This window comes from Psychrobacter sp. JB193 (assembly GCF_002285555.1).
In the GTDB taxonomy this organism is placed as follows: domain Bacteria; phylum Pseudomonadota; class Gammaproteobacteria; order Pseudomonadales; family Moraxellaceae; genus Psychrobacter; species Psychrobacter alimentarius.
Genome location: NZ_NRGY01000002.1, coordinates 840,383 through 854,358, shown reverse-complemented (window position 1 = coordinate 854,358; position 13,976 = coordinate 840,383). Strand labels below are relative to the sequence as shown.

The window sequence follows — 13,976 nt, the reverse complement described above, 5'->3', positions numbered from 1 at the left end:
AAGTATGTTCAATTCAGTTTAAGGATACAACTCCCTAGTAAGGACTTGAACCTTTGACTGTAGGCTAATGTATCGACGTTTTGACTCGCTAAAATAGTCCCCCTGTTTCTGGGTATAGATTGCTGTTAAAACTGTGTTTTAACTATGAGATATATCTACAGAGGTGATACCTAGTTAAATTACCACCAAAATATATGATGTAAGGATAGTTATAATGAAATATATAAAACACTTTGCAAATTCTTATAGAGAGCATGCTTGGGATTTTACGTACTACTATGATGAAGTAGTTCCTAAGATACTTAAACGTAGGGAGGATTTAAGCCCGATTTTATCAAGTGATTTAAACGGAATAAATAATAGAGAGAAGACGCTTAATAAAGGCATAATCAAGACGATTTATTATGATTTAGAAAATGATAGAATTTCGTTGAAGATCGAGCAAAGACAAGGGAGAGATTTAATAGAAATCATCTATTCTGATATTGTAAATGTTAATATCAATTGTTGTATATTACCAATCACCATAATGGTACATGAAGTAGACGTAACGCCTGATAGTAATATTATACATTCACTATTTTTATTAGGTAATACAGAAATAGTTATTGAATGCAAAACAATAGAATTGAAAACTATGCTTATTGAAAAGCGGTAGCACAAGTTCGTAATTTTACTATAAAGCTAACTCGTACTACCTCCCAAAGCTTAAAATTTCTGCATCATAACCTCCTCTATCAAACTATCAATCCGTTATGTGACCCCTGCCGTCAAATCCGTACAACTAAACTTGGGAGATTTTAATTACGCAGCCTGACGATAATAGTCAAACCACACCTGTCTTGGCGTTTTATAGCCCAAGCCCTTTTGAATTCTAGTTTGGTTGTACTCAAGCTCAATATATTTAGTGATATCGTTGATGGCTTCGAATCTTGTTTTATAGTCTTGGTGATACACCAGCTCATTCTTTAATATGCCCCAGAAGCTCTCTATGGGCGCGTTATCAAAGCAGTTGCCTTTACCACTCATCGAGCCTGTAAATTGGTGGCACTTAATGATCTTATGATACTCATTGCTACAATACTGACTGCCTCTGTCAGAATGTAAAATCAACCCTTGGCTAGGTCGCTTGTTTTTGATTGCCATATTAAGTGCACGGCATACCAAATCAGCGGTCATGCGCTTATTGATGACATAGCCGACGAGCTCTTTAGTATATAGGTCTTTAACACCTGCTAAGTATAGCCAACCTTCATTTGTCCAAATATAAGTGATGTCACTGACCCAAGCCTCATTAGGACGATTGGCATTAAATTTCTGTTCTAGACGGTTTGGATAGACCAGCTTGTTGTGATTAGAGTTGGTGGTGACTTTAAAGCGCTTGTGACGACGGCATTTAATGCCGCATTCTTCCTTTATACGTCTAACCATATACTTACTTATGGCATATCCTTGCCCTGTAAGGTAAGCATACAGTCGCTCATAGCCATAGCGCTGCTTAGTCTCATCATGAGCCACTCTGACTAGCAACTCACACTGATTGCGATGGATCTGCTGATTACTGATGCCACGATTTATCCAGTTGTAATAGCTTGATGGCTTAACATCTAATACGTGACACATGCAGGTGATGCTAAATATTTTCTGGTTATCCTTGATAAAGACGTACTTCATCAACTGTGCTTCGCGAAGTACGCCGTCGCCTTTTTTAGAATGTCTCGCTCCTCCTGAGCAACCTTGAGATCACGTTTAAGACGTTTATTCTCTTCTATAATGGCCATGAGTTCAGGATCATATTGCTTAGTGCCGACAAGCTTGCCTTCATTCGCTTTATTCTGCCAGTTAGATAAGGTCTGCATCGCTATACCTAGCTGCTTTGCAGTCGCTGAAACATTGCCATTATTATCTGCTATCTTTTTGACGGCTTCAGCTTTAAAAGCTGCACTGTAGGTTCTGACTTTCTTAGTCATGATAAACTCCTGTGAATACACTTAGTTTACCAAGTTTGGTTCTATAGTTTTTTCAGCATAGCTCAATGACCCCTATAAACCCGCCATAGATATCTTAATAACGCCTCAGCAGTTTTCATAAATAACAAAATGAAGTGAAAAAAGACCATCTCATTGCTCACATTAGTGTTGCCTTTTTTAGAACACAAAAGGTTATCCGTTGTAGTTCTTCTTAATGTTTGATTGGTTACAATAAAACTGAAAGAAGATACAAAAACAAAGGAATGGGTATGAGTAAAAACACTATAGGTATCGTCGGATTGGGCCGTATGGGCAATGGTATGGCTCAGTCTTTGCTTCGTGAGGGTTTTAACGTGTTCGGCACGGACATAGGAGAAACCCAACGCCAAGCTGCCAAGGAAATCGGTGTAAACGTTGTTGCAGATATCAAAGCGCTGTGTGCTGAATCTAGCGTCATCATTCTATCTTTGCCAATGGCAAAGCATGTACAAGCAGTAATTAAAGGCGATGGTGGCATCATCGACCATGCTCAGCCCAAAACCTTAATTATTGACACCTCTACCTCAGAACCCGAAGTGACGCGAGCACTCTCTATAGAGCTAGATCAATTGGGCCATCAACTATTGGACTGCCCTGTCAGTGGCGGTCCAGCAGGTGCTGAGGCCGGTACTATGGTCATGGTGGTGGGCGGTGAACGTAGCGCCCTTGAACGCGCTCAGTTGTATCTAGATGCTTTGAGCTCAAAAGTGGTCTACATGGGCCAGTCTGGCAATGGACATGCCGCTAAACTCATTAATAATCTTCTGTGTGCTGCACATCTCGTGACCACTGCCGAAGCAATCGCTTTGGGTACCAAGGCAGGGCTTAATCCTGAAGACCTTATTGCTGGTTTGAATGCGGGCTCAGGCCGTAGTGCGATCAGTGAAGTAAACTTCCCTCGTTGGATTCTCAATCAAAGTTTTAATTCTGGTTTTACGATGGAGCTGATGCGTAAAGATGTGCGTCTAGCAAAAAATATGATTGGTGAGATGGGATTAGAGTTGCCTTTGGCGCAACAGGTCGCCGAGATTTGGTCGCAAAGCGAAGCAAACATACCTGATCAGGATGATTTTAACTGCATCGTAAAAAATGCTGGCTTAGGAGAATAGATGATGAGTTTTATCGTAGAAGGAAATGGCGAGCAGCAAGTTGGCATATTGCTTAATGAACTACTGGGTACTTCTGAATTTGGCAGCTGGGTTAATGGAGAGCTGATGACAGGGAATGGAGACAACATCGATCTGACTAATCCAGCGACTGGTCAGGTATTTTTAACCTATCGTGATGCGGGAAAAGATATTGTTGCTAATGCCGCCGATGCTGCCATAAAAGCTCAAAAAGTATGGTGGTCAATGACAGCCAGTGCCAGAGGTCAGTCAATGTGGAAGTGCAGTATGGAAATACGCGAAGCCGCAGAATCGTTGGCACGCCTAGAATGTATCTCTGCAGGTAAACCTATTCGTGATTGCCGAGTTGAGGTGGCAAAAGTTGCCGAGATGTTTGAATACTATGCTGGTTGGTGTGACAAAATTATGGGACAAGTGATTCCCGTACCAACAAGTCATTTGAACTATACTCGTCATGAACCTTATGGCGTAGTGACTCAAATCACACCTTGGAACGCACCTATATTTACCGGAGGCTGGCAGATCGCGCCTGCCATCTGTGCAGGAAATGCCGTCTTACTAAAACCCTCTGAATTAACGCCACTAAGCACAACGGCACTCGTTAACATTCTTGAGCAAGCAGGTATCCCGCGTGGTTTGGTCAATGTCATTAATGGATTGGGACACACCACAGGTTCTGCCGCCATTGCTCATCCAGCCACCAAAAAAGTGGTTTTTGTTGGTTCACCAAAGACTGGCGCGCTCATCGCTTCGGCATCTGCGCAACGTGTCATCCCTTGCGTGTTGGAGCTGGGCGGAAAGTCAGCCAATATCATTTATCCAGATGCTGATTTGGATCGTGCGGTAGTGGGCGCGCAAGCTGCCGTGTTTTCTGCGGCTGGACAGAGCTGTGTATCGGGTGCTCGATTATTGGTTCATCGTGATATCTATCAAGAAGTCGTGGAACGTGTGGCCTCAGCAGCTGGTAAGTTACCCGTGGGTTTGCCTTGGGATGAAGGCACGATGGTCGGGCCAATTAATAATCAAAAACAATTTAATCACGTACATTCGTTAGTGTCGGACGGTATTGCTGAAGGTGCAGTTGTTGCCGCAGGCGGAAAGGCAGGTGACATTGTTGGCGGTGAAAACGGTTATTTTTATCAGCCAACCGTTTTGGCCAATGTGAAAAATACTATGAGAGTCGCACAAGAAGAGATTTTTGGACCTGTGGTTTCTGTTATTTCATTTGAAGAAGAAGAAGAAGCGGTCGCGATAGCAAATGACAGTCGGTTTGGTTTAGCGGGCGCTGTTTGGACGGCTGATGTCGGCCGCGCGCATCGGATGGCCGCGCAGGTAAATGCTGGAACCTTTTGGGTAAACAGCTATAAATCAATCAACGTCATGTCGCCGTTTGGTGGTTTTGGTGAGAGCGGCTATGGTCGATCAAGTGGCTACGAAGGTTTACTCGAGTATACACAGACGAAAAGTGTGTGGGTCGAAACCGCAAAAGATTCTGCTATTCAATTTGGTTATTCAATCCAATAGTACCTCAGGAGAAAATACATGTCGATTAACGAAACCTTACTAGGTGAAGTAAAACAGTGGCGTCAGCACATCCATAGTCAGCCAGAGCTGGGATTTAAAGAGTTTAAAACCTCATCATTCATTGTCGATAAGTTAAAATCCTTTGGAATTGAAGTACATCAAGGATTGGGCGGTACAGGGGTCGTCGGTATTCTAAAGAACGGCTCAGGCCCGACTATTGGCATACGAGCGGATATCGATGCGCTACCGATAAAAGAGCAAAACGATATTGAGCATAAATCCACTCATGAAAACTGTATGCATGCCTGTGGCCATGATGGTCACACGTCCGTTCTGCTTGGCACGGCAAAGTATCTGAGCCAACATAAAAACTTTAGCGGCACCATTTATTTTATCTTTCAACCTGCGGAAGAGGTCTTAGGCGGTGCCAAGGCCATGATTGACGATGGTCTGTTTGATAAGTTCCCTATGGATGCCGTCTACGGGTTACATAACTGGCCAGGCCTACCTGTGGGAGAGATTGCGGTCAATAACGGCCCTATGATGGCGTCTTTTGATACCTTTGAAATTACGTTAACGGGTAAAGGCACTCATGCAGCGATGCCGCATTTGGGCGCTGACCCCATAGCAGCAGGCGCGGCATTGATTACTAATATTCAATCTATTGTCTCTCGTCGAATATCTCCCCTCAAATCAGGTGTCATTAGCGTCACGCAGATGAATAGTGGTGACACAACCAACGTCATCCCTGATTACGCCATTCTAAAAGGAACGGTTCGTAGTTTTGATATGGACGTACGCCAGTCCATGCAAGACATGCTGACAGAGATGGTGACAGTATTACCGCCTTTATATGGTGTCACAGGCGAGATGGATTACCATATTCGCTATCCAGTCACCACTAATGACAGTCAAGCCTATCTTGAAATCAAAGAAGCTGCTACTAACGCGCTCGGTGCTGATAAGGTCAATACGGATGTAGAGCCATCCATGGCTTCTGAGGATTTTTCATTTATGAGTCAAGAAGTCAAAGGCGCTTATTTTTGGTTAGGTGTTGATGGTAGTAGTCCCTCCAAACCTCTGCACAATGCAGCTTATGACTTTAATGACGATGCGATTGAGACCGGTATCAAAGTATGGGTGTCTTTAGTGGAGTCTCAACTACCAAAAATGTCTGCATAAATGAAGTAGTAACAACACGTAGAAGTCATTATGTAGAAACCATAAATTGCAAAGGGAGTTGCTATGAATAATACCAGTGTGCTATCAAGTACGATGACTAAGTACTTATTTGATTGGAAGCTGCATTTACTAGTGATTGTCACATCACTACTTGCAGAATGGATAGGGATTATTAAGATTCCAATTGGTATTGGCGTACTGGTCTTACTGCCTTTACTCTACGCCTTCATATTTACCCTACTATTAAACCCAAATGTCATTCCAACGATGAAAGCGGTTATCTCTAAAGACCGAGCAAAATTTGCAAGCTATGCGGTTCTCTTAAGTATCATGCCTTTTATTGCAAAATTTGGTGTTGGGGTCGGGCCTAAAGTAGAAGAAATAATAGCCGCAGGTCCCGCCCTTTTACTACAAGAATTGGGCAACATAACGACTGCCCTTATTGCCTTACCTGTGGCTGTATTAGTGTTTGGTATGGGTAGAGAGGCTATTGGTGCCACTCACTCAATTGCTCGTGAACCGAATATCGCGCTTATTGCCGATAAGTATGGGCTCCAAAGTCCCGAAGGTATCGGCGTCATGGGTGTGTATGTGATGGGCACGTTGTTTGGCGCTATTTATTTTTCATTAATGGCGGGGATTATTGCCTCTATGGATATCATGGATATCCGTGCGTTGGCGATGGCTTGTGGTATTGGTAGTGGTAGTATGATGGGTGCTTGTTCAGCAGCGCTCGCGGAAACGGTGCCTGAGCAAGCGGAGACTATTACTGCCTTTGCAGCAACCTCTAACCTTCTGACTTACGCGACAGGGCTATTTGTCAGTTTGTTCATTGCCCTACCATTCACAGAGTTTTTATATAAAATCACTAGCAAGTTTAAGAAAAAGAATAATAGTACTGCTGCTATACAAACAGATCCTAGTTTAAAGATACCAGAGCAATCTATCTTATCAGTCATGCAGTCTTTGTCTCTATTAGCGGTTATCTGTATCATTCTATTACTCAGTAATTGGGTGGGACAAGGCGTTGATCCAATCTCTGCCCTACCTGCCATGTTAATTCTATTCGCGTGTTGTATCGTTGGCGTCTTATTAAAGGAAATCATTCCTGTCAACGTCCCCGCTATTGCTTGGATATCTATTGTGGCTATTTTGATATCTCTGCCACAGTTCCCAATGAGCGAGTATGTCTTAGTAGAAACAGATAAGTTAGGCGTGTTACAGCTTATTACTCCAGTACTTGCCTACGCAGGGTTTGCCATCTCCCAGATGGAAGTAAATTTGTTTAAAAAATCTGGATTTAAAATTGCCGTGGTTGCCTTACTTACCTTCACTGGCACTTTCTTGGGTTCTGCCGTAGTGGCTCAAGCCTTATTGTAAAAGGCATCCATCGGCATCGGTCTCATGGGTCACGGCACTGACGAATCGTCTGTGCTTGGCCTGATGGGAAGGTATGGTTGAAAAACATTAAAAGCGCTACGATACGGCTCCTATCAATTTTTGTAGCCTCTGTCTGCGCACACGCAGCAAGCCAGAATATTAATATGAGCGTTGATATGAGCAGTGCATGATGTATCGATATTACTTTTTACTGACTATAGCTTATAAATCTTTCATCCATAACTTCAGATGCTGTAGTAACTCTTGCGGACCTTGGGAGAGATGACGACCCAACCGAGTGACAAGATGGGCCTCACCGCTTGCCAGCAGCGTATTGTCTATGGGGATTGCAATCAGGTGTCCGTCTTCGACTTCTTTGGATACGACAAAATATGGTAGAAAGGTAAACCCCATATTTGAACGGGCAAAATTCTTTAGTACATTGAATGAGTCAGTAGTTAAGATAGGATTAAATCGAATCTTTTGTTGAAACTCGGCCATCGCTAATAACTGACGGACGCCAAAACGACTTTCAGCCAGTCCCACTGGATACGTTAAAAGCTCCTCCAATTGCATCGGTGTATCTCGATCGGCTAATGGGTGGTCGGGCGCAACAATCACATACATTGGCTGACTACTGACAACCTGTGAGCGGATGCGTGGATGACTGCTAGAGTGGAACACTATCCCAATATGCGCCTCATCTTCCTCAACCTGACGAATCACTTCGTTTGATCCACCCGTACTGATTGACAGTGTTAGCGTCGGATATAGACGGGAAAACTCAGACAATGGGCCAAGCATCAAATCCGCAATAAAACCATCGCCCACGGCTAACTTTATATGCCCCCGCTGTAATCCCAATAGCGCCTGTAATTTGGACACACAAGCCTCTTCAGCAGAAAGTGATTCTCGATAAAATCGTAAGAGAACACTACCCGCTTCTGTCGGTGTTACCCCCTTACGGTGCCGTTCAATCAAAGTACATGCCAACTCTTCTTCTAACAGAGATATTTGTCGGCTGATGGCCGAGGGCGCAATATTGAGCTTATCTGCAGCAGCTCTAATCGTACCCATCGTTACCGCCTCATAAAGATAAGATAACCGCTTGCCATTAATCTCTGTCATTGCTTGTCCTTGCGATCTTCTGAGTGTTATTGAATAAGTGCAGCACTTTGACTCACGTATTGAGCCATGAGAGTCAGTGTCGGCATACCATTTGTTCTACCTTGCAGAAGTGCCAGTGGTATATCAAAAAGTATACCCCAAATAAGTCAGCCAAACAGACCTCTTACTCAGTTAATAGATCACTTAAAACAGACTGCCACAATTCATATTTCCAATTTGTAGTTTCATCTCCTCTCTCCAAATGAGTGTTTATTTCATGACAAAGCTTAAGTCTTATCATTGATGGCAAGGTCAAACATATTTTTTGAAAAGCAGGCTTGACCTTACCATCATGTCAACCTATATGCTATTGATAACAGATTGAAATGATAGAGGTTGTTATGAATCCAAAAAATACTAAGCCTTATCTTTATAGCGAGATCGTCTCGATTGAAGGCATGACTTGTGCTTCCTGTGTGGGACGAGTAGAAAGAGCATTAAAAAAGGTTGGAGGTGTACAACAAGCTAACGTCAACCTTGCTACCGAACAAGCATGGGTGCAAGGTAATACTCAGATAAATAGTGGTGATCTGATTCAAGCGATCAAAAAAGCGGGATACCATGCTAAGCAGGTTGAGCAAAATAAGAGTGAACAAAAAGATAAGAAAGCCACGGAACAGCAGCAGCTCAAACGAGATTTAATCATCTCTTTGATTTTGGCCGCTCCTGTTTTTGTTCTAGAAATGGGTTCACATATGATTCCCGCTTTTCATAGTTGGGTCATGCAAAATATCGGTACGCAACCAAGCTGGCTGATTCAATGTGTTTTGACGACGTTGGTACTCGTTTTTCCAGGGAGGCGTTTTTATCAAAAAGGTATTCCGGCATTATGGCGCTTTGCCCCAGATATGAATACATTGGTAGCGGTTGGTACATTGGCAGCTTATAGCTTTTCTCTAATAGCAACCTTTGCTCCAAAAATCTTACCCGAAGGCACTGTGAATGTCTATTACGAGGCGGCAGCTGTGATTGTGAGTTTGATATTGTTAGGGCGTTATTTTGAGGCAAAAGCCAAAGGACGTACCTCTCAAGCTATTCAACATCTAGTGGGCATGCAAGCAAAAACAGCGCGTGTTTACGATAATGGACAAGTGATTGAAGTACCTATTGCAGAAGTGACCAAAGAAATGATCGTTGAGATTCGTCCTGGCGATCGTGTTCCTGTCGATGGTGAAGTGGTTGAAGGTCAAAGCTATATTGATGAATCCATGATCACAGGTGAACCAATTCCTGTCAAAAAGCAAATAGGTGATCAAGTGGTAGGAGGAACCGTCAATCAAAATGGCACATTGAATTTTCGAGCCACAGCCATTGGCGACTCTTCGGTATTGGCGCAAATCATTCGTATGGTTGAACAGGCTCAAGGCGCTAAATTACCGATTCAAGCATTGGTTGATAAAGTCACCATGTGGTTTGTACCCATCGTATTACTCTTAGCCGCTCTCACTTTTATGCTCTGGTTTGTTTTTGGTCCTGAGCCTACATTGACGTTTGCTCTTGTCAATGCAGTTGCCGTCCTAATTATCGCTTGTCCTTGTGCAATGGGATTGGCAACCCCTACCTCTATAATGGTTGGTACAGGTCGCGGTGCAGAAATGGGGGTGTTGTTCCGTAAAGGAGAAGCATTACAAGCTTTGCGGGACGTTGAAGTCATTGCTGTGGATAAGACAGGCACATTGACTCAAGGTAAACCAACCTTGACAGATTTTTATGTACAGCAAGGGTTCGATCATGAGCAAATCTTGCGCATTGTGGCATCGGTCGAAGCAAAGTCTGAGCATCCAATTGCGGTGGCCATTGTTCAGGCCGCAGAACAGAAAGATCTCCATTTATTATCCATTACCGCCTTTGAGTCGGTGACTGGATTAGGAATCAAAGCAGAAGTTGCAGATCAGGCTATCTACATCGGCGCTGATCGTTATATGCAGCAGTTGGCAGTTGATATCACACCCTTCAAAAATGAAGCGGCACGCTTAGGACAAGAAGGTAAAACCCCACTTTATGTCGCGATTGACCAAAAGTTGGCAGCCATTATTGCCGTTGCAGATCCCATTAAAGACACTACTTATGCCGCTATTACAGGTTTGCATCAATTGGGCTTGAAAGTTGCAATGATTACAGGCGACAATCGGCATACTGCGCAAGCAATTGCAGCAAAATTACATATTGACCAAGTGGTCGCAGAAGTGCTGCCTGATGGCAAAGTGGATGCGTTACGTCAATTACAACAACAGTATGGACGAGTGGCTTTCGTTGGCGATGGAATTAATGACGCCCCTGCTCTCGCTCAAGCGGATGTTGGTCTGGCGATTGGGACAGGGACAGATGTGGCGATCGAAGCAGCGGACGTGGTATTAATGTCGGGTAGTCTACAAGGGGTTCTTAATGCGATTGCCTTAAGTAAGGCCACCATCAAAAACATCCAACAAAATCTATTTTGGGCATTTTTCTATAATATTGCTTTAATTCCAATTGCCGCAGGGGTCTTATATCCAGCCTTTGGAATTTTGTTGTCACCAATTTTTGCCGCAGGCGCAATGGCACTGTCCTCTGTTTTTGTATTAGGTAACGCCTTACGCTTAAAGTATTTTCAGATGCCAGCGATGAAAGCGTAGACACTGTTAATATAGGATTAGAGTCGCTATATAGGGTTAAAACCGCTATTTAAAGTCGCTGTGCAAAATAGTCGTTTGGCTTTCACTCTTTTTATATCAGGAGGACAGATATGAATATCGGTCAGGCATCAGAGCAATCAGGAATCTCCCCCAAAATGATTCGCTATTATGAACAGATAGGACTGCTTGATAGCGCAAAACGCTCGAATGCAGGTTATCGCATATACTCTAAGCAAGATATCAAAAACTTGTGCTTTGTAAGACAAGCTCGCGATTTGGGTTTTTCCTCCAAACAGATGAAAGAGCTGCTCTATTTATGGAAAAACACAGATCGACAGAGTGCGGATGTGAAACAATTGACCCTGACGCATATAGAAACTTTAAACCAAAAAATAGCTCAATTACAAGATATCGTGAGTTCGTTACAGCTCTCTGCTGATCATTGCTCAGGTGATGAAAACGCAGATTGTGCCATACTAAAAGATCTAGAACAAAGTAAATAGAAAAATATTCACCAGAATATACTCATCATTGACTCGAGGTTTTCAATGCTAGCACAACATCGACAAGCCCTAGTGGTTGAAGGCGGCGGCATGCGTGGCGCATTTACCAGTGGTGTTTTAGACGCCTTTTTAGAACAACAATTCAATCCTTTTGATCTTTGTGTGGGGGTTTCTTCAGGTTCAACCAACGTTGCTAACTATTTGGCAGCCCAACAAGGTCGTACCCTACACATTTACTTAGATCACTCCCTCCGATCTGAATTTATTCACTATGGTCGTTTTTTTAGAGGTGGTGACTTACTGGATTTAAAGTGGATGTGGAACGTAGTCGAACAGGAGTATCCACTGAATCAAGCACAGTTATTTGCCAATCCTGCGGAATTTTACATGGTATTGACGCATGCTATCTCAGGCGAAGCTACCTATATCAAAGCATCTAAAGACAATATTCTGGATGGATTAAGAGCTTCAAGTTCTATCCCAGTACTGACTCGGCAAGCGGTTGAGATATGCGGCGAACCTTATTTTGACGGTGGTGTAGCGGATGCTTTGCCTGTACATTGGGCAGCTAAACAAGACCATGTCGCCAAGCTCATGGTCATACGTACGCGCCCGCAAAACTACGCTAAATCAAGCCGCAAAGGCGACCAGCTATTGGCCAAATATTTTGCTAAGCAGCAATCTGGTTTTTCCCAAAGTCTACTAACACGAACCCAACGCTACAATGATGCGGTACAATTTTTACAGACTTCATCATCACAGAAGCTTTTAGAGGTTTGCCCACCTGACTTAAAAAATATGGCGAGTCGATTGTCCAAAAATAAAGCCAAAATCCGTTATAGCTATGAGGTAGGACTGGAAGCTGGATACCAAGCGATTGAAGATTGGCATAAGCTTTAACCTAGAGAGTGCGGTAAAAAATGATGTCATATTGTTAGGACGAGCCGATGAGCCTTTTTGATGCCTACAAAATATCTATCGCTACTTTACCTTCTCCAAACTTATTGATTCTTTATTTTGCCAGCACGGATGGATAATGGCCAAGTGACTTTTTTCTTGGTTTCAGGATGTCCCCATTCAGGCAACAAAACGACTCTAAGCTGATCGACTGGATTGAAGCCCAGTACCTGTTTTGCTTCTTTGACGGCTGACCACGTATTAAAATAGCCAATAAGTTCGTCCAGATTCCAAAACTCTTGCATATTGACAGTAGGTACTTTGATTTCTGCAAATGGAAAAGGCAGGCTTTGATAACCATTTTCTACATGCTGTCGTTCTGCTGGCCAATACGGTGCAATGGTTTGATAATAAAACTGCTGAACAAGGGTATCAACTGCCCCTTCTACATGCAAAACACCATAGGTAATTAGAGCTAAAACACCATTAGGCCTAGCTATACGCGTCACTTCTTTATAGAATTTCTCTAAGTCTAGCCAATGCGCGGCCTGAGCAACTGTAATCAAATCTACTGATTCATCTGCCAACCCACTTTGCTCAGCCAGCGCGGTTCGATAGATCACATTGTCTTTCTTTTTGGCTTTGGCGATTTGGGCTGAGCTTGCATCAGTGGCAATCACTTCGTCAAACCTTTCGGCCAACAATGCAGAAAGCTGTCCTGTACCACACCCACAGTCGAGCACACGGTTTTGAGCAGCACATAGTTCAGCAAGCTTATCTATTAGGTCAAGAGGATATGAAGGGCGATAAGTGGCATACCCTTCAGAACCTTTGGAGAAATGATCTTTAAACGCTAAGTCTTTCATGCTTCCATCCATTATTTGGTTTTATACTTATATCATAGTTCGCGATATAGCTTAGAAACACCACTTATTTGTGTATCCTAAGCCTATTTATAGCTTACTCAAAGCAGATCAAACTATTAATATCCATAGTGTTATACCTATAAAACACTAGGTCATAGCTTCTACCTCTTTTTCTTCTTAGGCTTCACGACCAATAATGGACAGTTACTACAATACTCCATAGGATCGGTGGCTTTGTAATAAAAGCAGCAACTTTTTCTTAACCGAATTAAGCCACTATCCTCAGTCAGTTTTATTTTTTTAACGTCATAGCGCTTTAATGGATTATGATCGATGCCAAATATCTCAGGCGCAGCTTCCTTTATCAAATACGCATAATCTTGTTTGATTTTTTCTTGGATTATTGGAGATGTGGTAGTGATTTTTTTCTCGTATAGCGAATATACCCGCACTGCTGTGTTTTCCCACAAAATGCGCGGATGTATTTTTGTCAAATCAACCATGACCTGCCATAGTAAGGCCAAATGATTGGCAAAAAGGTTTTTGACCACCATTTCTCTCCATTTTTCCCTATCATTTTTTTATTGTTGATATGCGACTCTAACAAAACAACTCACAAATAAAAAAGGGACCAATCAATGTCCCTTTTTTATGAAAGCCTAACTAACCTCAGTCGATGCTAGTTCTCATGGCAAAATATGTTTAT

General features: G+C 42.9%; 11 protein-coding genes and 2 pseudogenes. 8 read left to right on the top strand and 5 right to left on the bottom strand.

What is annotated here, in order from left to right; all coding sequences use genetic code 11:
- Window positions 1-214 precede the first annotated feature (214 nt).
- Window positions 215-658: a hypothetical protein gene (locus tag CIK80_RS11675; RefSeq protein WP_095570140.1), complete on the top strand. Its 444-nt coding sequence runs from the start codon at window positions 215-217 to the stop codon at window positions 656-658.
- A gap of 146 nt (window positions 659-804) precedes the next feature.
- Here the strand turns inward: CIK80_RS11675 and CIK80_RS11670 are convergent.
- A protein-coding gene (locus CIK80_RS11670; RefSeq protein ID WP_095568611.1) for an IS3 family transposase occupies window positions 805-1,970 on the bottom strand; the annotation gives its coding sequence in 2 pieces (ribosomal slippage) (window positions 805-1,712 and window positions 1,712-1,970; 1,167 coding nt in all).
- 218 nt (window positions 1,971-2,188) lie between these two features.
- On the opposite strand from CIK80_RS11670, the gene CIK80_RS11665 reads away from it, so the two are divergent.
- From CIK80_RS11665 to CIK80_RS11650, 4 genes are all read left to right on the top strand, one after another.
- A complete protein-coding gene (locus CIK80_RS11665; RefSeq protein WP_257011762.1) occupies window positions 2,189-3,118 on the top strand; it encodes an NAD(P)-dependent oxidoreductase in 930 nt (309 codons plus the stop codon).
- A complete protein-coding gene (locus CIK80_RS11660) occupies window positions 3,119-4,660 on the top strand; it encodes an aldehyde dehydrogenase family protein (RefSeq protein ID WP_257011761.1) in 1,542 nt (513 codons plus the stop codon).
- Between the two features lie 18 nt (window positions 4,661-4,678).
- Entirely contained in the window at window positions 4,679-5,842 is a 1,164-nt protein-coding gene (locus CIK80_RS11655; RefSeq protein ID WP_095570138.1) for a M20 aminoacylase family protein, read from the top strand.
- 63 nt (window positions 5,843-5,905) lie between these two features.
- Entirely contained in the window at window positions 5,906-7,222 is a 1,317-nt protein-coding gene (locus CIK80_RS11650; protein ID WP_095570137.1) for a DUF3100 domain-containing protein, read from the top strand.
- A 222-nt stretch (window positions 7,223-7,444) separates the two neighbouring features.
- Here CIK80_RS11650 and CIK80_RS11645 read toward each other — a convergent pair whose 3' ends face one another.
- Window positions 7,445-8,350: a LysR family transcriptional regulator gene (locus tag CIK80_RS11645; RefSeq protein ID WP_095570136.1), complete on the bottom strand. Its 906-nt coding sequence runs from the start codon at window positions 8,348-8,350 to the stop codon at window positions 7,445-7,447.
- A 422-nt stretch (window positions 8,351-8,772) separates the two neighbouring features.
- Here CIK80_RS11645 and CIK80_RS11640 point away from each other — a divergent pair.
- The 3 genes and pseudogenes from CIK80_RS11640 to CIK80_RS11630 form a co-directional block, all read left to right on the top strand.
- Window positions 8,773-11,004, top strand: a pseudogene (locus CIK80_RS11640) (heavy metal translocating P-type ATPase); the annotation flags it as partial.
- 110 nt (window positions 11,005-11,114) lie between these two features.
- Window positions 11,115-11,507, top strand: a complete 393-nt coding sequence (gene cueR / locus CIK80_RS11635) for a Cu(I)-responsive transcriptional regulator (protein ID WP_062845152.1) — start codon at window positions 11,115-11,117, stop codon at window positions 11,505-11,507.
- Window positions 11,508-11,552: 45 nt separating this feature from the next.
- Window positions 11,553-12,407, top strand: a complete 855-nt coding sequence (locus tag CIK80_RS11630) for a patatin family protein (protein WP_095570134.1) — start codon at window positions 11,553-11,555, stop codon at window positions 12,405-12,407.
- Window positions 12,408-12,508: 101 nt separating this feature from the next.
- Here CIK80_RS11630 and CIK80_RS11625 read toward each other — a convergent pair whose 3' ends face one another.
- The 3 genes and pseudogenes from CIK80_RS11625 to CIK80_RS15515 form a co-directional block, all read right to left on the bottom strand.
- Window positions 12,509-13,270, bottom strand: a complete 762-nt coding sequence (locus tag CIK80_RS11625; RefSeq protein WP_095570133.1) for a class I SAM-dependent methyltransferase — start codon at window positions 13,268-13,270, stop codon at window positions 12,509-12,511.
- Between the two features lie 161 nt (window positions 13,271-13,431).
- On the bottom strand, window positions 13,432-13,722 hold the full coding sequence (locus CIK80_RS11620) for a (2Fe-2S)-binding protein (protein ID WP_257011778.1): 291 nt from the start codon (window positions 13,720-13,722) through the stop codon (window positions 13,432-13,434).
- A pseudogene (locus CIK80_RS15515) lies at window positions 13,711-13,833 on the bottom strand (hypothetical protein); the annotation flags it as partial. The gene CIK80_RS11620 and the pseudogene CIK80_RS15515, both read right to left, overlap by 12 nt.
- Between the last annotated feature and the right edge of the window lie 143 nt (window positions 13,834-13,976).

What these genes read in the sequence shown, in the direction of transcription:
- CIK80_RS11655 (WP_095570138.1), top strand. Translation starts at nt 4,679, where the DNA reads ATGTCGATTAACGAAACCTTACTAGGTGAAGTAAAACAGTGGCGTCAG.
- CIK80_RS11650 (WP_095570137.1), top strand. Translation starts at nt 5,906, where the DNA reads ATGAATAATACCAGTGTGCTATCAAGTACGATGACTAAGTACTTATTT.
- CIK80_RS11675 (WP_095570140.1), top strand. Translation starts at nt 215, where the DNA reads ATGAAATATATAAAACACTTTGCAAATTCTTATAGAGAGCATGCTTGG.
- CIK80_RS11630 (WP_095570134.1), top strand. Translation starts at nt 11,553, where the DNA reads ATGCTAGCACAACATCGACAAGCCCTAGTGGTTGAAGGCGGCGGCATG.
- cueR (WP_062845152.1), top strand. Translation starts at nt 11,115, where the DNA reads ATGAATATCGGTCAGGCATCAGAGCAATCAGGAATCTCCCCCAAAATG.
- CIK80_RS11660 (WP_257011761.1), top strand. Translation starts at nt 3,119, where the DNA reads ATGATGAGTTTTATCGTAGAAGGAAATGGCGAGCAGCAAGTTGGCATA.
- CIK80_RS11645 (WP_095570136.1), bottom strand. Translation starts at nt 8,350, where the DNA reads ATGACAGAGATTAATGGCAAGCGGTTATCTTATCTTTATGAGGCGGTA.
- CIK80_RS11625 (WP_095570133.1), bottom strand. Translation starts at nt 13,270, where the DNA reads ATGAAAGACTTAGCGTTTAAAGATCATTTCTCCAAAGGTTCTGAAGGG.